The sequence below is a fragment of the Isoptericola sp. BMS4 genome, from assembly GCF_011634835.1.
In the GTDB taxonomy this organism is placed as follows: Bacteria; Actinomycetota; Actinomycetes; order Actinomycetales; family Cellulomonadaceae; genus Isoptericola.
Genome location: NZ_SIRP01000001.1, coordinates 269,708 through 292,811 on the forward strand (window position 1 = coordinate 269,708; position 23,104 = coordinate 292,811).

Here is a 23,104-nt window from a genome sequence, read left to right on the forward strand (position 1 = left end):
CCTTGCTGGATGGACTCAGGTCGTGCTCCCCCACGCGGTGGGGTCACTCGGTGGGGTCGGTGGGGTGCGCGTGGACGGCCACGGACGCGAGCTCGACGCCGCCGCCGGCGCGGCGCACGGTCACGGTGCGGCCCGTGGCTCCGACGTCGACATGCGTCGGGCGCCGCACGAGACCGTCGACGCGGACGCTCGCGGCGACCTCGCCGGCCGCGTCCGCGACCTCGACGACGACGTCGCGCGTCACCATCGACTGCGCGTTCCACAGCTCGACCGAGCCGACGTGGCGGTCCGCGCCCAGGTCGACGCGCCACCACGAGCCGGGCTCGTCGGCCGTCGCGGTGTCCGTGCCGGTGTCGCGGTCGAGTGCCACGGCCGCCGCGTGGGCGGTGGACCGGGCGACGACCGCGCCGTCGGACTGGCCCTCGGCGAGGCGCGACAGGTCCTCCGTGGTCCGCGCGACGGTCGCGGCGACCGACGACTGATCCGCCGTGCCGGCGCGCGCGAGGTCGAGCGCGCCCGCCCAGACGGCGCCCGGCACGTCGTCGTGCCACTCGTCAGGTACGTCCGCGCCGGCGTCGGCGGCGACCGCGAGCGCCTCGGGTGGAAGCAGGTCGAGCCGGACGTGGTCGCCGTCGGAGCCGGAGCCCTCCCCGCCGAGGGCGGGCGCGTCGGTGTCGGTCCAGTTGCCGCGCGACCGGTTCCCGATGCCGTACGCGGCCCAGTTCGACAGCCACTTGTAGCCGACGCGGGTGACGACGTTCTCCTCGACCCGCAGGTGGGACGACTGCTCGTCGAGGTAGATGCCGTTGCCGTCGCGCTGCGTGCCGCCGTAACCGGACCGGTCGAGGTGGTTGCGGGCGATCACGGTGCCGGGCTGCGCGCCCTGGGTGTAGATCGCCCCGCCGTCGTGCATGCCGGTGGCGACGCGCATGACGCGGGTGATGCGGTTGGCCGTGACCCGGTTGTCCCGCAGCACGCTGTCGCGCACCTCGGGCTGGTTCCAGCCCCAGCCGACGGAGATGCCGGAGTACGGCAGGTCGTCGAGGGTGTTGTGGTCCAGGGTCAGCTCGGCCACGTACCCGGCCCAGATCCCGACGGCGTCCGTGTACCGGGCTCCGGCGCGGCGCACGACGCAGCGGCTCACGGTGTTGCGTACCGAGGCGCGGTCGGGGCCGGGTCGGGGCTCCGTGTCGCCGACGTAGACCGCGCCGGAGCCGACGTCCTCGAACCGGGAGCGGGTCAGCACGGTGTCGCTCGTGCCGTGCTCCAGGATCGCGCCCGCTCCGGCCAGGCGGGTGAAGGTGCAGTCGGCGACGACGACGTGGGCTCCCCCGCGCACCAGCAGCGCGGCGGACGGCTTGGTGTAGTACCGGCCGGCCATCTCCTGCGGCCCCGTGGCGCCGGTGAGGGTCAGGCCGGCCTGGGCGCCGGCGTACCCCTCGGTGGTGGCCGGCTGCGCGTAGCCGGAGTGGCTGATGGTGAGGCCGTCGAGCCGCACGTGGTGCGCGCCGTCCAGCACGAGCAGCCGCTCGGTCGCGGGGACCACGGCGTCGGCGTCCGGGCGCTCGCCGGGCCGCGGCAGGTAGGTGATCGTGCGGTTCTCGGGGTCCCACACGTGGTCGCCGGGGGTGACCAGCAGCTCGATCGCGTTCTCCAGCACGATGCCGCCGGCGAACTGGCGGCCGTCGACCGCCGTCGTGTCCCAGTAGGGGCCGACGCGCCCGGTGCCGGACGTGACGTTGGTCCAGCACGGCTCGGGGAACGTCATGACGTCGCCCTCGACCCCGGTCACGGGCAGGTGGAACGCCCGCCAGCGGACCTTCACGACGCAGGTCACGGCGTCCGGGCGGGACCAGCGGTCGATGCCGAACGCCCGGGCGCCGGTGATGCCGTGCGAGACGGCGCGGCTGACGTCCGCGGGCTGCGGCGCGCTGCGGGCGCGGGGGCTGCGGCGCCCGCCGACGAACAGGTCGGTCGGGGTGACGCCGTCGGGGACGGTCGCGAGCCACCGGCCGTCGTCGCCCGGGCGCCAGGTGAGCGGCACCCCGCCGGACAGCACGGCGCCGGGCCCGGACCAGGTGACGGTCCGGGTCGCGTCGCCCGAGTGCTCCGGACCGAGGCGCAGCGGCTCGGCCAGGCGGTACGTCCCCGGGGCGAGGCGCACCTCGACGTCGCGCCCGGGGTGCTCCGCGAGCGCGGCGGAGAGGCGGTCGGCGGCGTCGGCGAGCGGCTCGTCCGGGCCGGCGGGGAGGACGAGGGGCGTCGTCGCGCCCGTGGCGAGGGTCATGGCGAACCTCCCGGTGAGGTGGGGATCGGCACGGTCGCGCCGTCCCAGGGGACGAACGTGGCGAGGTCGGTGGTGGTCTCGGCGCCGTCGTCGGCCCAGCGCACGCGCACGGTGGTGCCGGAGACCTGGACGTCGACGACGGCGCCCACGTCGGCGGCCGCGAGATCCTCGCCGGTGACGGAGGGGTCGAGACGGAGCAGGTGCAGCGCCACGTGCACGTGGTCCCCCGCGGGCTGGGTGCCCGTGAGGTACGGGGTGGCGGCGTACGTGCCGAGGGCGTTGGTGCTCTCGTCGCCGTGGACGTCGGCCGCCGCGTACCCGTGCAGCGGGACGACGGCGGCGAGCACGCCGCGGGCGCCGAGCGCCCAGCGGCCGGCGCCGGCGAAGACCCCGGTCCCCGGCGGCGTGTCGTCGGCGACGGCGTGCGCACCCTCGCGCACGGTCCGTTCCTCGGCCGTCCGGACCAGGTGGCAACGCACCTCCCACTCCCCGTGCACGACGCTGACGGTGCGCACGGCCGCGCCGGGCACGGGGCGACCGCCGAGGTGCGGCAGGTGCACCGACCCGCTGACCGCGCCGTCGGCCCGCACGCCCCGCAGGTGGGTGCGGCGCGACGCCGTCCCGTCCGGGTCGAGGAGCGCGAGGTGGCCGTCGACGTTCGCCACGAACCCGGCGCCGGTGCCCGGCGCGGTGTGGGTGGAGTAGGAGAACTTGGCGTAGTGCGGGTCGTCGACGTCCGGCGTGGGTTCGAACGCCATCGTGCCGTGGTCGGAGCCGTGGTTGACGAGTCGGCTCACGCCCCCCGCGCGCACGACCGTCCACCCGAGATCCGGTAGCGGCGTGACGTCGTCGGGCACGGCGTCGTCCGGCTCGGCGGCGGTCCACACCTCGGCGTCGGGCGGCAGCGCCAGCCCGAGGAACCCGATCCCGGCGTAGTACGGGGACCCGAAGCCGCTGTACGACTGGGTGGTGCCGTCGTGCGGGCCGTACCAGCCGAGGGACGGTGGCCCGTCCACGCCGACCCCGTGGTCCACGAAGTCCCGCAGCACGCCCGAGGCGAGACGCCGCCAGCGGCCGGGCTCCAGCGCCGAGACGCCGGAGATCTCGGCGCACCAGCCCGCCGCCAGGGCCGCGGTGCGGTACGTGAGGGAGCGCCCCACGTGCAGCAGCGCGCCGTCGGGTGCCACGAACCGGTCGAACGACCGCGTGAACGCGGCGAGGCGCTCCAGGTGCCGCTCCCCCGCCGGGGTGCCGGTGGTGTCGGTCATCCGGTACCAGGCCCACAGGTAGGGGTGGATCGCCCAGGCGGTGTAGTAGTCGAACCGGTGCTCGGGGCCGTCGGTGTACCAGCCGTCGCCCGCGTACCAGCCCTCGACGCGCGCCACGTGGTGCGCGCCCGTCCCCGGCGCGTCCTCCCCGACCGACCGGAGGAAGCCCTCCGCCATCGTGGGGAACAGCTGCCAGTTGTTCTGCCAGGCGTCGAGCGCCGCGTGGTGCCGCAGCCAGCCCGCCACCTGCGCCTTCTCCCCCGGGGCCAGCGGGTCCCACAGCCGCTCCCGCGCGACGTGCAGCGCGAACGCCGCGTTCGCCGTCTCCACCAGCGGCTGCGTCATGCCCGCCAGCGGCGGGCGGCACGTGACAGCGCGCGGCCACTCCTCCGGCCCGCCCGGGGTGGTCCCGGCGACCAGCGCGTCGCGGTACCGGCCGGCGACCTCCGCCGCCGCGGCGTCGCCAGGCGACGCCCCGGCGACGCGGGACGCCGCCAGGATCATGCTCCGGCAGACCGTCTCCATGGCCTCCCGCCGCACGCCGTCGCGGGTCACCCGGCCGGGCAGCCGCGGGAGCGCGCCGCCCGGCGAGGCGTGGTCCGCGACCCAACCCAGCCAGTGGTCCGCGACGGCCGTCCACCGGTCCCGCGTCCAGCCCGTGACCGGGCTGAGGGCGTGGTCGGCGGCCGGGAGCCGCAGCGTCCGGGGCGCCACGTCGAGCATGCTCGGCTCCGTCGGGGCACTCACGAGGCGAGCCCCTCCTCGTACTCGCCGCGGATCGTGTCGCCGCCCTTGCCGGCCCACGCCGCGATCGCCGCCTCGAGGTCCTTCATCGTCTTGCGCCCGGCGATGACCTCCTGCGTGGTGTCGCTCACCGGCTGACCGAGGGTCCCGCCCTCGTCCGTGTCGGTGGGGCTGTAGACGCTCGCCACCGGGTTGGGCACCGACAGCGGGATGAGCGAGGAGTACCCGCCGTGCACCACGCGCGTCTGGTCGTCGTGGCCGGGGAAGTAGACGGCCTGCTGCGGGGCCGCGAGGTACCGCCACGGCACGGCGACGTCGGCCGGCCCACGGTCCGTGGGGATCGGGTTGCCCGCGCCGTCCATCTCGTAGTCGACACCCGCGACGCCGTACGTCAGCAGCAGGTACTCCTGGGACCCGAACGGGGCGGCGAGGAAGTTCGCGACGCGCAGCACCTTCTCGACGTGCTCGGGGTCGCCCTTCTTGATCATGACCGGGCTGAAGAGGACGTTGTCCTGGTAGGTCTGGGCGGCCGCGCCGTCGTACCCCGGCGGCACGAACGGGGTGGGAGCGAACGTGTCGCCCGCCGAGGGCGCGTAGGTGGCGTAGCCGGGCAGGCCGTCGTACACGAGGGCGGTGGAGCCGCCCACGAACTTGTTGACCATCTGGTTCTTCTCCCACGCCTCCGACCCGGGCACGAAGTACCCGGCCTCCCGCAGGCCCGCGACGTACTCCACCATCGCGAGGTACTCGTCGGTCTCGAAGTCCTTGACCAGCCGGTCGCCGTCGAGCCGCCACGTGTACGGCACCCGGAACATGTGCCGGAAGGGAGCCAGCCCGAAGGCCGTCGACCCGAGCGCCCACCGGTTGCGCTCCGGGTTCGTGAGCTCGCCCATCAGCTCCGCGAACGCCTCCGCGTCCGCGACCTCCGCGGGGTCGGACACGCCGACCTCCTCGAACCGCGCCGCGTTGTAGAAGCCGGACCCGCCGGTGACGGCGCGCGGGATCGGGAGGTAGTAGAGCTTGCCGGCCGCGACGCACTGCTGCCAGAACAGCTCGGGGATCGCCGCGAGGTTCGGGTACGCCTCGACCGCGTCCCCGCCGAGGTGCGGCGTGAGATCCTCGCAGGCGCTGTCGAGGAATCCCGCGTGGTCCTGCATCGTCGTCGCGTACAGCATCATGTCCGGCAGGTCGCCGCCGGCCACCGTCGTGGAGAAGCGGGACGCGAAGTCGGCGTCGGAGACCGCGTCGATGTCGAGGGTGCCCCCGAGCCGCTTCTCGACCTCCTGCCACGCCGGGTTGTCCTTGCGGGAGTTGGGCACCGTCGCGAAGAACATCGAGATCGCGCTGATCGTCTCCCCGCTCAGCGGGGTCTCCGCGACCGACGTGAACGGCTCCGGGTACGTGAAGAAGCCGGGAGGCACACCCTCGGCGGACCCCGCGAGGTCCGGGGTCAGACCCTCGACCGGTCGGAACGACGGCAGGTGAGCGTCCTCGGTGGTCGAGACCTGACCGGTCTGCTCCGAGCGGGACCCGCACGCGGCGAGGGTCGCCGCGAGCGCGCCGGCGCCGCTCAGGGCGAAGAAGCGCCGGCGGGAGAGGACGGAGGCGGAGATCGCAGACATGTGGGGCTCCGTTCGTGAGGTGGCGGGCGGGGGCACGGTGCGGTCAGCCCTTGACCGCGCCGGTGATGACGCCCTTGGTGAAGTAGCGCTGCAGGAAGGGGTAGGCGACGACGATCGGGACGAGGCTGACGATGACGACGGCCATCTGGATCGCCTGGGTGGGCGCCGACATCTCCGAGGCCATCGCCGCGTTCTCCGCGACCGGCTGCCCGAGGAGCACGTACTGGCGCAGGATCATCGACAGGGGCCACTGCTCCATGTCGAGGTAGAGCATCGCGTTGAAGAACGCGTTCCAGTACGCGACGCCGTAGAACAGCGAGACGACGGCGATGACGCCCTTGGACAGCGGCAGCACCATCGTCGCCAGGATCCGCAGGTCGCCGGCGCCGTCGATCCGGGCCGCCTCGAACAGCTCGGCCGGCAGACCCATGAAGAAGCTGCGGACCACGACCAGGTTGAACGCCGAGATCAGCACCGGGAGCACCACCGCGGCGTAGCTGCCCAGCAGGCCGAGCTCGCTCACCACGAGGAAGTTGGGGATGATCCCGGCCGAGAAGAACATCGTGAACAGCACCGACAGCAGCCAGAAGCGGCCGCCCACCACCCGCGGCCGCGACAGGCCGTAGGCCATCAGCACGGTGAAGAACACCGAGCACAGGGTGCCCACGACGGTGATGCCGATACTGCGCACCAGCGCGTCGGTGACGACGCCGCCGCTGAGGATCTGCTGGTACGCCGCCAGCGTCGGACGGTCCGGCCACAGCACCAGGCCGTCCTTCGCGACGATCTCCTCCTGGGACGACAGGCTCGTCGCGAGCACCGAGAACATCGGGTAGATCGCGAGGAAGCAGATCACGAGCAGGGCGAGGGCCTTGGCGGCGCTCGCGGCGAGGCCGGGCTCCTCGTCCCACACGGGGCGGCGGCTGTTCCGGCGGGGCGCGAGGCGTCGGCGCGGTGGAGCGGGCGCCGGGTCGTTCCCGCCCGGGGGCGCGACGTCGGTGCGGGGGGCGCGGGTCGTGGTGGTCATTTGCGGTAGATCCCGTCCTGTCCGAGGAGGTGCGCCAGCTTGTTGGAGCCGAGGACGAGCGCGAAGCCGACGATGCCCTTGACCAGGCCGACCGCGGTGGCCGGGCCCCACTCGCCGTCCTGGATGCCGTGGTAGTAGACCCACGTGTCGAGCACCTCGGCGGCCTCGGGGCCGACGGCGTCGCGCTGCAGGATGATCTGCTCGAAGCCGACCGACAGGATCGTGCCGATCTGGAGGATGAGCAGCAGGATGATCACGGGCATGATGCCCGGGAGGGTCACGTGCCAGGTGCGGCGCCACTTGCTCGCGCCGTCCATCGCGGCCGCCTCGTAGAGGTCGCTGTTGATGTTCCCCAGGGCCGCGAGGAAGATGATCGTCCCCCACCCGGCGTCCTTCCAGATCGTCTCGATGACCATGAGGAACGGGAAGAACCAGGGCTCGGTCATCGCGGAGAAGGGCGGCAGGCCGACGGCCTCCATGAGGTTGGGCAGCACCCCGAGCGGGCCGAGGATCTGGGTGAAGATCGAGACCAGCAGGACCCACCCGATGAAGTGCGGCAGGTACACCACGCTCTGGACGAAGCTGCGGATGCGCGGCGTCATGATGCTGTTGAGCAGCAGGGCCAGCGCGATCGGCACCGGGAAGAAGAGCACGAGCTGCAGCACCGTGATGACGATCGTGTTGCGCAGCGCGTAGTAGAACGTCGGGTCCCCGAAGACGGTGGCGAAGTTCTCGAAGCCGACCCAGACGCTGTCGATGAAGCCGCGGTACGGCTGGTAGTCGACGAACGCGATGACGTTCCCGGCCAGGGGCAGCCACTGGAAGACGGCGAAGTACAGGAAGCCCGGGACGATCATCGCGAGCAGGACCTTGTCCCGGCGGATCCGCGCAAGGAGCGACACCTTGCGCTCGCGGGACGGGTCGTCCGGTCGTCGTCGGCGCGCGCCGCCGACCGTCGTCGCCCCCACCGGCACCGTCGCCATCCTCGTCCCCTTCGTCGCAGTGCGGATCAGATAGTAACCGCTTGCTATGGTCGAGTACCGTAGGAGACCTGAATCCCGGTGTCAACGGGGAAGTTCAGAAACGAAACTAGTAAGCGATTGCTATGCTCGACGTCCCACCGCGCGAAGGAGACCCATGGGCGACCACCGGCCACCAGCACTGCTGCTGATGAACGCCGAGACCTACCGCGAGGCGTTCGGCCCCGAGCTCCGTGCCGAGCTGGCGTCCCGCCTCGACCTGAGCGCCCCCGGCCCCGTGACGGACCTCGACCTCCCCGACGACGTCACCGAGCGCGTCGAGATCCTCGTGACCGGCTGGGGCGTGCCCCGCCTCGACGACGAGGCGCTCGCGCGCATGCCCAAGCTCCGGGCCGTCTTCCACGCCGCCGGGACCATCCGGACGTTCCTGTCCCCCGCCGCCCTCGAGTCCGGGATCACCGTGTGCGCCGCCGCGGACGCGAACGCCGGCCCGGTCGCGGAGTTCACGTTCGCCCAGATCGTGCTCGCCCTCAAGCGCGTCGGGCGCCTGGTGGACCGGTACCGCACGCAGCGTCGCCCCCGCGACCTCAGCGGGCTGCCGGGCCTCGGCACCCACGGCGTCACCGTGGGCGTCGTCGGGGCCTCCCGGGTGGGGCGCAGGGTCATCGAGCGTCTCCACACCCTCGACGCCCGGATCCTCCTCGCGGACCCCTACGTCGAGGCCTCCGAGGCCCGTGCGCTCGGCGCCGAGCTGGTCCCCCTGGACGCGCTGTGCTCCCGCAGCGACGTCGTCACCTTGCACGCGCCGCTCACGCCCAGCACGATCGGGCTCGTGGGAGAACGACAGCTGGCACGGATGCGCGACGGCGCCGTCCTCGTGAACACCGCCCGAGGCCCCGTCGTGGACCACGACGCCCTGACCCCGCACCTGGTCGCCGGGCGCCTCGACGCCTGGCTCGACGTCACCGACCCCGAGCCGCTGCCCGCCGACTCGCCGCTGTGGGACCTGCCGAACGTCGTCCTCACCCCGCACGTCGCCGGGGCCCTCGGCAACGAGGTCTCACGCCTCGGCGACCAGGCGACGGCCGAGCTGTGCCGGTTCCTCGACGGCGCACCGCTGCGGCACCAGGTCCGCCCCGACGACCTCCCCCGGATCGCCTGATGCCGTCCAGCCCGAGCGCCGGGGTCACCCTCGCCGACGTCGCCGCCGCGGCGGGCGTCTCGACCGCCACCGTCTCCCGCGTCCTGTCCGGCAACTACCCGGTCGCCGTGCGCACCCGGGCGCGCGTGACCGCGGCCGTCGACGAGCTCGGCTACGTCATGAACGCCAACGCGCGGGCGCTCGCCCGGTCCCGGGCGTCGACGATCGGCATCGTGGTCGAGGACGTGGTCGAGCCGTTCTTCGGGTACATCGCCCGCGGGGTGGAGCGGCGCGCCGCCGAGCTCGGCCTCGCCTGCCTCATCATGGCGTCCCGCGGGTCCAAGGAGCGCGAGCTCGAGCTGGTGGACCTCCTGCGCGCCCACCGCGCCGGCGGCGTCATCCTCGTCGGCGGCTCCGCCGACGACCGCGGCTACCGGACCAAGATGGCGCAGCGCGCCCGGGCCCTCGCCGACGAGGGCGGCCACCTCGTCCTCTGCGGGCGCCCGCCGCTGAGCGACGGCGTCCCCACACGCAGCGTCAGCTACGACAACGAGGGCGGCGCGTTCGCCATCACCAGCCACCTTCTCGCCCACGGGCACCGCCGGATCGCGTACGTCGGCGGGCCCGACCGGCTCTCGACGCACACCTTCCGGCTCGCGGGGCACCGGCGGGCACTGGAGCAGCACGGCGTCGTCTGGGACGACGACCTGGTGCACGTCGGCCAGTTCGGCGCCGAGTTCGGCCACGCCACCCTCACCGCGCTCCTGCGCGAGGGGCTGGACGCGACCGCCGTCTTCGCCGCGAACGACGCCGTCGCGGTGGGCGTGTACGAGGCCGCGGAGGAGGCCGGGATCTCCATCCCCGGCGACCTCTCCGTGGTCGGGTACGACGACGTCCCCGTCGCCACCCAGCTCCGGCCCCGGCTCAGCACCGTGTCCGTGCCGCTCGAGGAGCTCGGTCGGCGCGCGGCCGAGCTCTGCGTGGCCGAGCCCGGCACGCTCGACACCGACGCCACCGTCGGCACGCACCTGGTGCTGCGCGACTCCGTCGCCGCGCCGCGCACCACCGGGCCGCTGCGCGCCTGATCTCTCCGTCAGCCGGCGCCGCCCAGCCGGAACGGACGGGGCGCGGCGGTGCCCGTGGCGGCGTCCGCGACGATCGCGCCCAGCACCGGGGCGAACCTCGCCCGTGGCCGGTCATCGCGCCCCACGGTCGGATGCCGTCCGCCGCCCGCCACGCACCGCCCGCAACGAGTTGAGGATCGTCACCAGGTCCACGACCTCCTGGCTGACCGCACCGGCGACGGCGGGGACGACGCCGGTCGCGGCCGCGAGCATGAGACCCACGGAGAGAGCGATGCCGATCCAGATGCTCTGCAGCGCGACCCGCATGGTGCGGCGGCCGGCGCGGACGGCGGTGGCGACCTTCGTGAGGTCCTCGGTGAGGACCACGACGTCGGCGGACTCGCTCGCCGCCGTCGACCCGCGTGCCCCCATCGCCACGCCGACGTCGGCGACCGCGAGGAACGGGGCGTCGTTGACGCCGTCGCCCACGGCGAGCACGGGCCGCTCGGCGAGCTCACGCACGAGGCGCACCTTGTCCTCGGGCAGGCACTCGGCGTGCACCCGCGTCAGCCCCACGGCGTCCGCGACGTGCTCCGCCGTCGCCCGGGCGTCGCCGGTCACCATGACCAGCTCGGTGACGCCGAGCCGCGCGAGGTCGTCCATCGTGGTGCGGGCGTCGTCGCGGGGCCGGTCGCTCATCACGAGCGTGCCGGCGAAGCGTCCGTCCACGCCGACGTAGACGGCCAGCTCCCCCGGGCCCAGCGGCTGCTCGTCGACGCCGGTCGCGGACCGGGCGACCCGGGCCCGCTTGCCGACGACGACGTCGTGCCCGTCCACCGTGGCGGCCACCCCGTGGGTCGCCTCCTCGTGGGCGGCGGAGGCCGCGGACAGCGGCAGCCCGCGCCCCGTCGCCGCCTCGCGGACCGACGTCGCCAGGACGTGCGAGGAGTACTGCTCGGCCGACGCGGCCAGCCGCAGCAGGTCGTCCGCCGTCCACGGCGGGCGCGGGTGGACGGCCAGCAGCTCGGGGCGCCCGTAGGTGAGCGTCCCGGTCTTGTCGAACGCGGCGGCACGGACGGCCGCCAGCCGTTCCAGGGTGCCGGCGTCCTTGACGATGACGCCGGAGCGGGCCGCCCGGCTCATGCCGCCGAGGAACGCCACCGGCGCGGCGATGAGGAGCGGGCACGGGGTCGCCACCACCAGCACCTCCGCGACGACGGTGGGCTCCCCGTGGTACCACCACGCCACGCCCGCCAGCAGGAACGCGAACGCCGTGAACGGCACGGCGTACCGGTCGGCGAGGCGGACCACCGGGGCCCGGGACTCGGCGGCGTCGCGCACCATCGCGACGATGCGGGCGTACTGGCTGTCCCGCGCGGCCGCCGTCGCGCGGATCGTCACGGCACGCTCGGTGTTCAGCGCCCCGGACAGTACCCGGTCGCCCGCGCGGCGGGTGACGGGCAGGCTCTCGCCGGTGAGGGACGACTCGTCGAGGTCCACCTCCGGGCTGAGCAGCTCCCCGTCCACGGGGACGACCTCGGACGGGCGGATCAGCAGCCGGTCGCCGGGGCGCACGTCGTCGACCGGCACCTCGGCGACCGACTCGTCGGCGGCCAGGCGGTGCGCCCGCGTCGGGGCCCGTTCGAGCAGGTCGCGCAGCTCCCGGCGGGCGCGGTGCGCCGCGTAGTCCTCGAGCGCCCGGCCGCCCGTGAGCATGAGCACGACGACGAGGGACGCCACGTACTCGCCGACGGCGACGGTCGCGACGATGGCGGTCAGCGCGAGCAGGTCGACGCCCCGGTGGCCGGCCAGGAGGTCGCGGACCATGCGGACTCCTACCCGCCCCGCCACGAGCAGCGCCCAGCCCGACCCCACCCACTGCGCCACCCGAGGCTGCCCGCCGACCACGAGGACGAGCACCAGCGCCCCGATCACCAGCGTGGCCGTCACCCAGGGGTAGCCGCGCAGGATCCCGTCCCCCCGCCGCGCGACGGCGGAGCGCTCGAGCACGGACGGTGCCGATGCCATGCCTCAGTCTGACCTGCGCCGCCCCGGCACGCTCCAGGTACCCGGGCGGAGGACGACCGGGACCCGCGTCAGCCGTCGACCGCCTCGCCGGTCGGGTCGAGGGCGACGACGGACTCCAGCTCCTCCCCGCCGACGGGCCCGCTCCGCCACTCCACGAGGTGCCATCCCGACTCGGGGTCGCCCTCGACCTCGACGAGGCCCGTGTTGTCCAGCGGCTCCCACTCCATCGCGTCGACGTCCACGCCGCGCACCCGGGCGCACGACCACGCGCGGATCGCCGCACCGTGCGACACCGCGAGGACGGCGTCGTGGCCTGTCGCGGACAGCTCGGCCACCGCCGCGTCGAAGCGGCCCAGGAACGCGCGCCCGTCCGGCCCGCCGGGCATGGGGCGGTGCAGGTCGCCCCGCGCCCAGCCGAAGACCGTCCGCAGGTAGGTGCCGTGGTCGTCGCCGTTCCCGGACATCTCCAGCGCCCCCGCCTCGATCTCCCGCAGCCCGTCGACGACGGCGGGTCGCAGCCCCCGGTGCTCGGCCAGCGGCGCGACCGTGAGCGACGTCCGCACGAGCGACGACACCGCGAGCGCGTCGATGCGGCGGCCAGCCAGGGCGCCCGGCACCGCCGCGGCCTGCCGCTCGCCCAGCGGCGTCAGGCCCGGTCCGGGCGCACCTGTGTCGAGCAGGCCCGCCACGTTCGAGGGTGTCTGACCGTGGCGCAGGAGGAGGAGTCGCATCACCTCAGCATCCCAGGCCCGGGGGCGGGTCGTGCCACCACCTTCGCACGTTCATCCGCAGGTGCAGGACGCCGTCACCCCGGACGACAGTGTGCGGGTCGTCGAGCAGGTGCTGACCGGTGACGCTACCGAAGTAGCGCCTGCCCGACCCGAAGACCACGGGGACGACGTCCATCGCCACCTCGTCCACCAGCCCGGCCGCGAAGGCCTGGCCCCCACCTCACCGGCGTTGACGGCCACCGCACGGTCGCCCGCGAGCTCACGGGCTCGCGCGACCGCCGCCGCGACGTCGTCGACGAAGTGGTACGAGGCTTCGGGGTGCCAGCCCTCGGGCTTGGCACGGTGCGACACCACCACGACGTGGTCGCCCGTCGGGGGGCTGCCCTCCCAACCGTTCACCAGGTCGAAGAGCCGTCGGCCCATGACGATGGTGCCGATCGACGCCCACATCTGGCGCACGTAGGGAGCCGAGGCAGCAGCCGAGACACGGAACCCCGAGCCGGCGCCCGAATGGTCGAACCCGGCGCCGTCGTCGGCGGTGATCGGCGTGTCGCCGGCGAAGTACCAGTCGTGCAGCGGCCCGACGCCGTCGTCGTCGTCCGCGATGAAGCCGTCGACCGAGACGACGCTGTGCATGATGACCTTGCTCACGGCAGGCTCTCCTCTCGTCCGGAAATCGTTCCTGCCGATCCTGTCGCCGCACGAGACCCGGTGTCTTGGAGAAAATCACTCCGCGGGCATGGGCCCCTGGTCCGGAGGAAATCCCCTCTCGGCAGGGAAGCGGCGGCGCAGCTCGAGGTACGCGGTGGGCGTCAGGCCGGTGAAGGCCTTGAACTCGTTGCTCAGGTGCGACTGGTCGACGTAGCCGACGGCGTGCGCGAGCTCCGCAAGTCCGACGTCACGACGCGTGTCGACCGAGAGGATCAGGCGTGCGAAGCGGTAGATCCGTGCCATGCGCTTCGGTGTGACACCGACGTGGTCCTTGAACCGGGCAGCCAGGTGGTTGCCGCTGACCCCGGCTCCTCCGGCCAAGGCCGCCACCGAGATCCCGCCCCACGAGGCGGCCAGCACCCCGGCGGTCCGGTGGACCAGCTCGAGGCCCCCAGGGCGCCCCGGCCGCAGCCGGGAACGGAGCTCGTCCTCGAGCACCCGCAGGGCACCGCTCGAGGTCGTCCCGTCCAGCCGGTCACGGATCCCGTCCAGCGCGCCTCCCCAGAGCGCGTCCACGGGAACCCACCGGTCCGTGAGCGCCGATGCCGGCAGGCCGACGAACGACGAGAGGCCCCACGGCGTGAAGTGCGCCCCGACGAGTCTCACCACCGGCGGGTACTCGATGACGACGCGCCTCGTGCAGAGGCCCATGAACCAGCCGTCGCTGAACACCGCCGGCGGCCCGGCGCCCCCCGGGTCGTGCACGGCCACCGGACCCGCGAGATTGACGAAGAGGTGCGCCGACGGCATCGGCGGCACGTTCAGCCGCCGGTGTCGCGGCACCCCGGAGAGGCAGTAGATGTCGTCGATGTACCGGTCGAGCGGCGGAGCGGGGACGCGCCCGGCGTAGTCCACCCCGTCATGGTCGCGCGACGAACGCCTCGCGGCCTCCCGTGACCCGGATCATGTCCTCTTCGTCGGAATCCGGTCCGTCCTCGACCGCACCACGCGCGAGGATCGACCGGTGAGCATCCCACCGACGCCGGCAGACGGACCGGCCCCCGCCCCTCGCCGCCGCACGCGCCGGTGGTGGATCGGCGTGCTCGTCGTCGTGACGGTCGTGGCCGGCTGCCTCGTCGCCGCGGTGCTGGAGCACGAGGCGTGGGTCGACACCGTGGCCGAGCACGACGCCGAGGTCGCCCGCGTCACCGACGAGGCCGAGGGGTCGCGCGCCCGGGCCGAGGAGGCGTACGCCGACAGCCGCAGGGCGCTCGTCGCGGCGATCGACGACGGCCGTCCCGTCCAGGCCGCCAGCAAGGGCCAGGTGGACGACCCCGCGGTCCGCAGGACGCTGGGCGCGGTGCTCAGCGACGCCGAGGAGCTCCGCGACGCGGACGTGTCCTACCCGTCGGAGGTCCGCACCGTCGAGGCGGTCACCCGGCCCAACCCGTTCCACCGGGAGACGCTGGCGGAGGTGGAGGCCGAGGTCGTCACCGGTTCCGACCCCGCGCCCGACGACCTCGACGCGGCCGCGAGCGCCGTGGGCGAGGCGACCGAGGCGGTCGCCGCGGCGCGCCGACACTGGACCTACGACGCGCTGGACGCCGCCGACGGCGAGGCGCGTGACGCGCTGGAGGACCTGCGGACCGAGGGCGTCGGCGCCGGTGACCTGCGCTCGCTCCGTGCGGCCGTCGACGACGCCGACGGCGTCCTCGATGCCGGCGTGGCTGCCGTCGACCCCGACGAGGCCGTCGCGTTGCGCGACACCGTGCTCGACACCACGGAGTCCCTGTGGTCCGACCGGTTGGACGAGATCCTCACCGAGCGGCGTCGGGCCGCCCGCGCCGACGGCGTCGACTGCCGCAAGGACAGGTGCGTCGCGCTGACGTTCGACGACGGCCCCGTGGCGGACACCCGGCGCCTGCTGCGGATCCTCGACAGGAAGGACGCGCCGGCCACGTTCTTCATGCTGGGCGAGAACGTCGCCGCCCGGCCGGGCGTCGCCCGCGCCGTCGCCCGCCACGGTCACCTGGTCGCCAGCCACTCGTGGGACCACCCGCAGCTCACCACCCTCGACGACGCGGCCGTGCGCGACCAGCTCCGCCGCACCCAGGACGCGATCGCCGACGCGACCGGGACCGCCCCGTTCCTGCTGCGGCCCCCGTACGGCGACGTCGACGACCGCGTCCGGTCGCTCGCCACGCGCACCGGGCTCGACACCGTCCTGTGGAACCTCGACACCGAGGACTGGCGCACCCTCGACGCGAAGGAGACGCGACGGCGGGTCCGCGACGAGGTGCGGCCCGGCAGCGTCATCCTCATGCACGACATCCACCCGACGAGCATCGACGCCGTGCCGGGGATCGTGAAGGACCTGCGCGACGACGGCTACGTCCTGGTCACGGCGGACCTGCTCGTCGGCCGGTGACGGACGAGCCCGGACCGCACTCAGTGAGGCGGCGTCGCAACCAGGCGATACACACCTCGGCCCGGGCCCGCGGAGCCGCACTCATGCACCGCCGCAAGGCTCCCGGGCGGATCCCTGTCGGCCCGGGTGGTGGGTGCGAGCACGCCGCGCGCCCCGCACCACCCGGGCAGATCGTCCTAGTCGGCGTCCCCGAAGGCGAGCAGGTGCTCCCGGGCATACTGGATGCGATCGTTGCCCACGCCCTGGGGCACCATGGGCCAGACCATCGCGTCGTTGCCGACGACGACGTCGAGCACCACGGGACGGTCGTTGATCGCCAGGGCGGTCCGGATCGCCTCGTCGACGTCCTCCTCCCGCTCGACCCGCAGCGCCGCACATCCGTAGGCGTCGGCCAGGCGGACGAAGTCCGGGATCCGGGCCGCCTCGTGCCCGGTGTGCAGGGCGCTGTTCGAGTAGCGCTCGGAGTAGAACAGCGTCTGCCACTGGCGGATCATCCCGAGCGCCGAGTTGTTGATGATCGCCACCTTGATCGGGATGTCGTTCAGGGCACAGGTGGCGAGCTCCTGGTTCGTCATCTGGAACGAGCCGTCGCCGTCGATCGCCCACACGACACGGTCCGGCGCGGCGATCTTGGCCCCCATGGCGGCGGGGACGGCGAAACCCATGGTTCCAGCGCCTCCGGAGTTGATCCACTGGCGGGGACGTTCGAGCTCGAGGAACTGCGCGGCCCACATCTGGTGCTGCCCCACACCGGCGGTGAACGTGGCCTCGGGCCCGGACAGGGCGCTGAGACGTCGGATCACGTGCTGGGGTGCGAGGAGTCCGTCGCGCGGCGCGGTGTACCCCAAGGGAAACTCCTGGCGCAGGTCGTCGAGCCGCCTCCACCAGGAGGACAGGTCCCTCCACGTCGGGGCCAGTGGTCGCAGAGTCCGGCACAGTGCCGCGAGCGCCGTCCGCGCGTCGGCCACGATGGGGACGTGGGCGTGACGGATCTTGGAGATCTCCGCGGGGTCGATGTCGATGTGGACCACGCAGGCATCCGGGGCGAAGAGCGTCGTGTCACCGGTGACCCGCTCGTCGAACCGCGCGCCGACGGCGATGATCAGGTCGGCCTCCTGCATCGCGAGCACGGCGGGGACCGTGCCGTGCATGCCCGGCATGCCGAGGTTCTGCGGGTGGGAGTCCGGCAGCACCCCGCGGGCCATCAGCGTGGTGACCACAGGTGCGCCGACGACCTCGGCGAGCTCACGCAGCTCGGACGCGGCATCGGCGCGCACGACGCCGCCCCCCGCGTAGAGGACCGGTCGGGCGGCACGCGCGATCTCCTCGGCGGCGCGACCGATCTGCGTGGAGCTGACCCGGCGACGCCCTGGGCGTTCCTCCTCGCCTTCAGGAGGCCACGCGAGGGCCGTCGTCGCTTGCTGGGCGTCCTTGGTGATGTCGACGAGCACGGGACCGGGGCGGCCCGAACCTGCCAGGTGGTACGCCTCGGCGAGCACACCGGGGATGTCCTCGGCCTTCGTGACGACGTACGAGTGCTTGGTCAGCGGCAGCGTGATCGCCTCGATGTCGGCTTCCTGGAACGCGTCGGTGCCCATGAGGTCGGAGCGCACCTGCCCGGTGATGACCAGGAGCGGCACGGAGTCCGCCTTGGCGTCCATGATCGCCGTCACGAGGTTGGTGGCACCCGGGCCGCTCGTCGCCATCGCGACTCCTACCCTGCCGGAGGCGACGGCGTACCCCTCGGCGGCATGGCCGGCGCCCTGTTCGTGACGCACCAGAACGTGTCGGATCCTCTGGCTGTCCATCAGGGCGTCGTAGGTGGGCAGGATCGTGCCCCCGGGAATCCCGAAGACGTCGGTGACGCCGAGACGTTCGAGCGTCCGCACGACGGCGCGGGCACCAGTGATGGTCTCGGCAGCCGGTGCCGCGTCGTCGGCGACGAGCCGCGGTGTCGTTCTTGCAGAGGGGATCGGTCCGCACGAGGCGGCGGCGAGAAGAGTCATGTCGTACTCCTGGACAGGGGCACCACGACGCCGAGCGTCGGTGCCGGGATCTCTGAGGGAGGCGGTCACGAGGCTCGCGACATCGATGAGCCCTCGTCTCGGCCGCGGGGCGGCGGATGTTTCCACGCCAGCCTGCCGCGACACGATCGCGCTGGGAGTGCCGAGTGTCCAGGGTAGGAACGCCGACGCAGCGACGATAGCACCCGGTCCACCGGCAGACACCAGTCCATTTCGACGTCCGGCAGGGGCTGCTACCCGCATGACCGCGCGGAGGTTCGCGTCCAGCGCGAAGCCGGCGACACCGGCGGCCCAGCACGAGCCGCCGCCGACGCTCCGGGGCTGTGGCCTCGCTACCGCTGGGGTCGGTGTACCGGTGAACGTGCCGGGCGAAGTCGATCTGCAGCCGGCGCGGCAGCTCGGTGCCGTACTCGGACTCGAGCAGGGAGGCGATGCCGCCCTCTCCGGACTGTCAGTTCACGCGGATCACGGCGTCGTCGATGCGTCCGAGATCAGCGGGGTCGATGGGGAGGTACGGCACACGCCACTCGAGCCCACCCTCGGAGCGGCCTGTCGCCGCGGTGCGTGCGCCGTGCTCGGGTAGACCTTGTCGGTCATGACGTTCTTGCACTACCCCAGAAGTCGCTCCCGGACCCACCCCAGGTCCCCGGTCGCCCCCACGTCGCACGCCGCACCCGGCCATGACAGATGTGCTCCACGTCGACGAAGGCGCTGGCATCACACCTGCATGTCGACGAACCGCGAGTAGTGCCCCTGGAAGGCGACGGTGATGGTGTCGGTGGGGCCGTTGCGGTGCTTGGCGACGATGATGTCCGCCTCGCCGGCCCGCGGGGACTCCTTCTCGTACGCGTCCTCGCGGTGCAGAAGAATGACCATATCGGCATCTTGTTCGATACTGCCCGATTCGCGCAAATCGGACATCTGGGGCTTCTTGTCTCCGCGCTGCTCGGGCCCACGGTTGAGCTGTGACAGCGCGATGACGGGGACCTCGATCTCCTTCGCCAGCAGCTTGAGCGCGCGAGAGAACTCGGAGACCTCTTGCTGGCGCGACTCGACCTTCTTGCCCGAGGTCATCAGCTGCAGGTAGTCGATGACGACGAGCTTGAGGTCGTGCTTCTGCTTGAGCCGGCGGCACTTCGCGCGGATCTCGGTGAGCGACATGTTGGGCGAGTCGTCGATGAACAGCGGCGCCTCGGAGATCTTGCCCATCACCTTGGCGAGCTTCTGCCAGTCGTCCTCGCCCATGGAGCCGTTGCGCAACTTCTGCAGATGCACGCGCGCCTCGGCGGACAGCAGACGCATCGTGATCTCGTTGCGGCTCATCTCCAGGGAGAAGACGACGGACGTCTGCTGGTTGTGGATGGACGCCGAACGCGCGAAGTCGATGGCGAGCGTCGAGTTGTGCGTCGGCACCATCCCGCTGCCGGCCAGGTAGAGGTGCGACGGGTGGTCGATCTCGACGCAGCGCACCGGGACCGACTCGACACGGCGCACATCGACGATGTAGCGCGACGTGAGCTTCGCCGTGGCGGGGCGACGGCGTTCCTTGTGGACGAGTCGCTTGCGCTCCAGTCCGAACACGTCGTCGTCGGTCGTGAAAGTGATCGTGAAAGCCGTCGACGACGTCTTGTGCCGACCTCTGACGGGCTTCTCCCACCAGCCCGTGCGATAGCCGAGCGTGTGGAGCAGCTCACGAACATCCTCGGCCAGCCGGCGGCTCGTGACGACGAACTGTGGGCTACCGGTCCTGTTGACCGTGCCGTCGGTGTCGAGCAGCCCAGCCAGGAGCTCACGGCGCTGCGTCTCGCTGGCGCGCAGGTACTGGGTGGGGATGTGCTTGTTGCCCAGGACGTTCAGCGACCGGAGGATCGCCGGCACTGATCCGTGGTGCTCGTGGCACGCCATGCACCGCCGGTGGCCCGAGCTCGGGCCTCCGCAGTCCGGGCAGGCAGGCGCGACGCCCGCGTCCCCGGAACGCGAGACCCTTCCGCCGCAGGACCGCCCGCACGTCCGGACGTGCGACAGCTTCGGGACGAACGAGGCACCACAGACCTCACAGCTTCGGTGCTCCACGGCGCTGTCGTCAGGCAGTTGAAGCTGGTAGAGCCTTGCCCGTCCTGGCCGCGACGCCCGCTCGCCGACCACGTACCCCAGCCCTTCGAGCCGCATCGCGATCTCCGGATCCGCGGACGTGAAGCGTGCGGAGGCCGAGTGCCCGTCGCCCAACCAGACACCGAGCGCATACGGGTGCAGGGGCAGTTCGGCCTGATCGAGCCGGAGCGCGGACGCCGTCGCGACGGAATGGTTGGCGCGGCGGTCAGCCGTGGCACAGCGCACACTCGCCGCGATGTCCTCGGTAGTGAGGATCGACGACTGCGGCTCTTCGCCGTTGCGCACCCTGCGACGCTGCGCTCGTGTGCTGGTCGCCCACTCGTGCCAGGCGTCGGCGACGATGGTGGTTCCGTCGTCGAACACGACCTCGTAGCACGGACGGCCCGTCATGACCTCGGTCGCGCGGACGACCGTCGTCGGGGTCCCGTCCGCGGCGACGAGGCTGTCGCCGACCCGGACGTCCCCCATCGTCGTCCAGCCCGACGGCGTCGGCAGCGGAGTGTCCAGGGCCAGCGCCTTGCCCATTGCCGGCCGCGCGGCGACGACGATCATCTGACCGGGGTGCAGGCCGTTGGTGAGCCGGTCGAGGTCGGAGAAGCCGGTCGGCACGCCGGTCATGCCCTCGCCGCGGTTCCCGGCGGCCTCGATCTCGTCCATGGTGCCGCCGATGATGTCGGCGAGCGGCAGGTAGTCCTCGGTGGTGCGGCGCTCGGTGACGGCGTAGATCTCCGCCTGCGCGTTGTTGACGACCGCGTCGACCTCGCCGCCGTCGGTGGCGTAACCGAGCTGCACGATCTTGGTGCCGGCCTCGACGAGGCGGCGGAGCACGGCGCGCTCGCGCACGATGCGCGCGTAGTAGCCGGCGTTGGCGGCCGTCGGAACGCCGGCCATGAGGTCGTGGATGTACGGGGCGCCGCCGACGCGCTGGAGCTCGCCGCGCTTGGTGAGCTCCGCGACGACCGTGATGGCGTCGGCGGGCTCGCCGCGACCGTACAGGTCGATGATCGAGTCGTAGATCGCCTCGTGGGCGGGGCGGTAGAAGTCGTTGCCGCGGATCTGCTCGACGACGTCGGCGATGGCGTCCTTGGAGAGCAGCATGCCGCCGAGGACGCTCATCTCGGCCGCGATGTCCTGAGGAGGTGTGCGGTCGAAACCGGCGCTCGACGACCCGGCGTACCCCGCCTCGAGCTCCTCGATCGACATGCCCACCTCGCTCCCCCGGACGTCGCCGGTCTCAGGTCTGTGACCGGACTGGATCCCCTGCTGTCAGGTTCTCGTTCTAGCCTGAGCCACTGACACCGCGCCTGACGCTAGGCTCGCCCGGCCGGGTGTGCAACGAGTGCTGTGGACAGCGGTGTGGACAGTCCTGTGGACAGCGAGCCCCAGGCTGTGCACGGACGGTGGACAGCCCTGTGCACAACTGGGGATATCGGCTGTGCACAACGCTCAGCGTCGCTGTGACCTGCGAGGACGCTGCCCTCAGCCTGTGGAGGAGAATCAGTTGGGTGACGTGCGCCGCACACCTCCCGCGGCCGACGATCCAGACGACGGCCACGGCGAGGACACCTGCGCGTCATCGTCCACACCCGGCGTCCACCCGCCGGAGGCGCCGCAGGACCCCTCTGTCCACAGGTCCGGGACGGCACTCGACCGTCGCCGGATCGACCGGGACATCCTCGCGCTCGCCTGGCCGGCGTTCGGCGCGCTCATCGCCGAGCCGCTGTTCGTGCTCGTGGACAGCGCCGTCGTCGGCCACCTCGGCACGGCGCAGCTCGCCGGTCTCTCCCTCGCCTCCACGATCCTGCTCACTCTGGTCGGGCTGTGCGTGTTCCTCGCGTACGCCACCACGGCCGCCGTGGCCCGGCTGCTCGGCGCCGGGCACCGCCGGGAGGCCCTGCAGTCCGGGATCGACGGGATCTGGCTGTCCCTCGGCCTCGGCGTCCTGCTGGCCGTCCTCCTCGCCGTCGCCGCCCCCTGGGCGGTGGCGGCCCTCGGCGCGCAGGACGACGTCGCCACGCACGCCACGACGTACCTGCGCTGGTCCGTGGCCGGCCTGCCCGGCATGCTCGTGGTGCTGGCCGCCACCGGCGTCCTGCGCGGCCTGCAGGACACCCGCACACCCCTGTGGGTCGCGTCGTCCGGCGCGGTGGTCAACGCCGTGGGCGACGTCGTCCTCGTGTACGGGGTCGGGCTGGGCATCGCCGGGTCGGCGATCGCCACCGCCGCCACGCAGCTGCTCATGGCGGCCGCCCTGACCGCCGTCGTCGTCCGCGGCGCCCGCCGGCTCGGAGCGTCGCTGCGCCCCCACCACGCCGGCATCTGGGCGAACGCCGTCGCCGGCGCCCCGCTGCTGGTACGCACCGTCTCCCTGAGGCTCGCGATCCTGCTGACCGTGAGCGTCGCCACCAGCCTCGGGCCCGTGACCCTCGCGGCGAACCAGGTCGTCAACAGCCTGTGGGGGCTCGCGGCCTTCGCCCTGGACGCCCTCGCCATCGCCGGCCAGGCGCTCATCGGGCACGGGCTCGGCTCCGGCGATACCGTCCGCGTGCGAGCCCTGCTGCGCCGCTCCCTGCAGTGGGGCGTCGGCGCGGGAGTCGTCGTCGGCGTCGTCTTCGCCGCCGGCGGCTGGTGGCTCGCGCCGCTCTTCACCCCGGACCCCGAGGTGCGCGCCGCGGCCGCCGCCGGGCTGCTCGTGTGCGGGCTGTGCATGCCGATGGCCGGGTGGGTGTTCGTGCTCGACGGCGTCCTCATCGGCGCCGGCGACGGCCGCTACCTCGCCTGGGCCGGGATGCTGACACTCGTCGTGTACGCCCCGTTCGCGCTCGCCGTCCGCGCCTGGGCGCCCGACGGCGCCGCGGGGCTCGCCTGGCTGTGGGCCGCGTTCGCGGGCGTCTTCATGCTCGCCCGCGCCGTCACGACCGGAGTGCGCGCCCGCGGGGACCGCTGGATGGTCACGGGAGCCTGACCTCCGTCACACCACCCCCACCCCACCGGTGG

14 protein-coding genes and 1 pseudogene are annotated in these 23,104 nt (G+C 73.1%); 4 read left to right on the forward strand and 11 right to left on the reverse strand.

The genetic code is table 11. The annotated features are described in order from the left end of the window. Positions 1-43: 43 nt before the first annotated feature. From EYB28_RS01255 to EYB28_RS01275, 5 genes are read right to left on the reverse strand one after another with little or no spacing between them, the layout of a single operon-like run. Positions 44-2,287, reverse strand: coding sequence for a right-handed parallel beta-helix repeat-containing protein (locus EYB28_RS01255; RefSeq protein WP_166844185.1), 2,244 nt, complete (start codon positions 2,285-2,287; stop codon positions 44-46). Beyond that, a complete protein-coding gene (locus EYB28_RS01260) occupies positions 2,284-4,302 on the reverse strand; it encodes a DUF2264 domain-containing protein (RefSeq protein WP_240930332.1) in 2,019 nt (672 codons plus the stop codon). Before EYB28_RS01260 ends, EYB28_RS01255 begins: the two co-directional genes overlap by 4 nt. Beyond that, positions 4,299-5,921, reverse strand: coding sequence for an extracellular solute-binding protein (locus EYB28_RS01265; protein WP_166844187.1), 1,623 nt, complete (start codon positions 5,919-5,921; stop codon positions 4,299-4,301). The genes EYB28_RS01260 and EYB28_RS01265 overlap by 4 nt, the downstream gene beginning before the upstream one ends. A 43-nt stretch (positions 5,922-5,964) precedes the next feature. Further along, positions 5,965-6,948: a carbohydrate ABC transporter permease gene (locus tag EYB28_RS01270; protein WP_166844188.1), complete on the reverse strand. Its 984-nt coding sequence runs from the start codon at positions 6,946-6,948 to the stop codon at positions 5,965-5,967. Continuing rightward, on the reverse strand, positions 6,945-7,931 hold the full coding sequence (locus tag EYB28_RS01275) for a sugar ABC transporter permease (protein ID WP_166844196.1): 987 nt from the start codon (positions 7,929-7,931) through the stop codon (positions 6,945-6,947). Before EYB28_RS01275 ends, EYB28_RS01270 begins: the two co-directional genes overlap by 4 nt. 154 nt (positions 7,932-8,085) lie before the next feature. On the opposite strand from EYB28_RS01275, the gene EYB28_RS01280 reads away from it, so the two are divergent. Beyond that, positions 8,086-9,090, forward strand: a complete 1,005-nt coding sequence (locus EYB28_RS01280; RefSeq protein ID WP_205710810.1) for a hydroxyacid dehydrogenase — start codon at positions 8,086-8,088, stop codon at positions 9,088-9,090. Next, entirely contained in the window at positions 9,090-10,154 is a 1,065-nt protein-coding gene (locus tag EYB28_RS01285; RefSeq protein ID WP_166844198.1) for a LacI family DNA-binding transcriptional regulator, read from the forward strand. Before EYB28_RS01280 ends, EYB28_RS01285 begins: the two co-directional genes overlap by 1 nt. A gap of 111 nt (positions 10,155-10,265) precedes the next feature. Here the strand turns inward: EYB28_RS01285 and EYB28_RS01290 are convergent, their stop codons facing one another. The 4 genes and pseudogenes from EYB28_RS01290 to EYB28_RS01305 all read right to left on the reverse strand — a co-directional run bounded on the left by EYB28_RS01290 (position 10,266) and on the right by EYB28_RS01305 (position 14,458). After that, entirely contained in the window at positions 10,266-12,161 is a 1,896-nt protein-coding gene (locus EYB28_RS01290; protein ID WP_166844200.1) for a heavy metal translocating P-type ATPase, read from the reverse strand. A gap of 68 nt (positions 12,162-12,229) precedes the next feature. Then, complete coding sequence (locus tag EYB28_RS01295) at positions 12,230-12,892, reverse strand: histidine phosphatase family protein (protein ID WP_166844201.1); 663 nt, start codon at positions 12,890-12,892, stop codon at positions 12,230-12,232. Between the two features lie 4 nt (positions 12,893-12,896). Then, positions 12,897-13,543: pseudogene (locus tag EYB28_RS01300) on the reverse strand (dihydrofolate reductase family protein). Positions 13,544-13,618: 75 nt separating this feature from the next. Then, entirely contained in the window at positions 13,619-14,458 is an 840-nt protein-coding gene (locus EYB28_RS01305) for an AraC family transcriptional regulator (RefSeq protein ID WP_166844202.1), read from the reverse strand. Between the two features lie 109 nt (positions 14,459-14,567). On the opposite strand from EYB28_RS01305, the gene EYB28_RS01310 reads away from it, so the two are divergent. Beyond that, positions 14,568-15,971, forward strand: coding sequence for a polysaccharide deacetylase family protein (locus EYB28_RS01310; protein WP_166844204.1), 1,404 nt, complete (start codon positions 14,568-14,570; stop codon positions 15,969-15,971). A 176-nt stretch (positions 15,972-16,147) separates the two neighbouring features. On the opposite strand, the gene EYB28_RS01315 is transcribed toward EYB28_RS01310, so the two are convergent. After that, positions 16,148-17,977: an acetolactate synthase large subunit gene (locus tag EYB28_RS01315; protein ID WP_166844205.1), complete on the reverse strand. Its 1,830-nt coding sequence runs from the start codon at positions 17,975-17,977 to the stop codon at positions 16,148-16,150. Between the two features lie 735 nt (positions 17,978-18,712). Next, the gene (dnaB, locus tag EYB28_RS01320; RefSeq protein WP_166844206.1) at positions 18,713-21,310 is read right to left on the reverse strand and encodes a replicative DNA helicase; all 2,598 of its coding nucleotides are present in this window, start codon (positions 21,308-21,310) and stop codon (positions 18,713-18,715) included. A 457-nt stretch (positions 21,311-21,767) separates the two neighbouring features. Here dnaB and EYB28_RS01325 point away from each other — a divergent pair, with 457 nt between their 5' ends. Further along, the gene (locus tag EYB28_RS01325) at positions 21,768-23,072 is read left to right on the forward strand and encodes an MATE family efflux transporter (protein WP_166851490.1); all 1,305 of its coding nucleotides are present in this window, start codon (positions 21,768-21,770) and stop codon (positions 23,070-23,072) included. The last annotated feature ends 32 nt before the right edge of the window (positions 23,073-23,104 follow it).

Excerpts from the sequence above, each read along its gene's own strand:
- EYB28_RS01270 (WP_166844188.1), bottom strand. The coding sequence starts at position 6,948 with ATGACCACCACGACCCGCGCCCCCCGCACCGACGTCGCGCCCCCGGGC.
- EYB28_RS01315 (WP_166844205.1), bottom strand. The coding sequence starts at position 17,977 with ATGACTCTTCTCGCCGCCGCCTCGTGCGGACCGATCCCCTCTGCAAGA.
- dnaB (WP_166844206.1), bottom strand. The coding sequence starts at position 21,310 with ATGTCGATCGAGGAGCTCGAGGCGGGGTACGCCGGGTCGTCGAGCGCC.
- EYB28_RS01255 (WP_166844185.1), bottom strand. The coding sequence starts at position 2,287 with ATGACCCTCGCCACGGGCGCGACGACGCCCCTCGTCCTCCCCGCCGGC.
- EYB28_RS01265 (WP_166844187.1), bottom strand. The coding sequence starts at position 5,921 with ATGTCTGCGATCTCCGCCTCCGTCCTCTCCCGCCGGCGCTTCTTCGCC.
- EYB28_RS01290 (WP_166844200.1), bottom strand. The coding sequence starts at position 12,161 with ATGGCATCGGCACCGTCCGTGCTCGAGCGCTCCGCCGTCGCGCGGCGG.
- EYB28_RS01280 (WP_205710810.1), top strand. The coding sequence starts at position 8,086 with ATGGGCGACCACCGGCCACCAGCACTGCTGCTGATGAACGCCGAGACC.
- EYB28_RS01295 (WP_166844201.1), bottom strand. The coding sequence starts at position 12,892 with ATGCGACTCCTCCTCCTGCGCCACGGTCAGACACCCTCGAACGTGGCG.
- EYB28_RS01285 (WP_166844198.1), top strand. The coding sequence starts at position 9,090 with ATGCCGTCCAGCCCGAGCGCCGGGGTCACCCTCGCCGACGTCGCCGCC.
- EYB28_RS01275 (WP_166844196.1), bottom strand. The coding sequence starts at position 7,931 with ATGGCGACGGTGCCGGTGGGGGCGACGACGGTCGGCGGCGCGCGCCGA.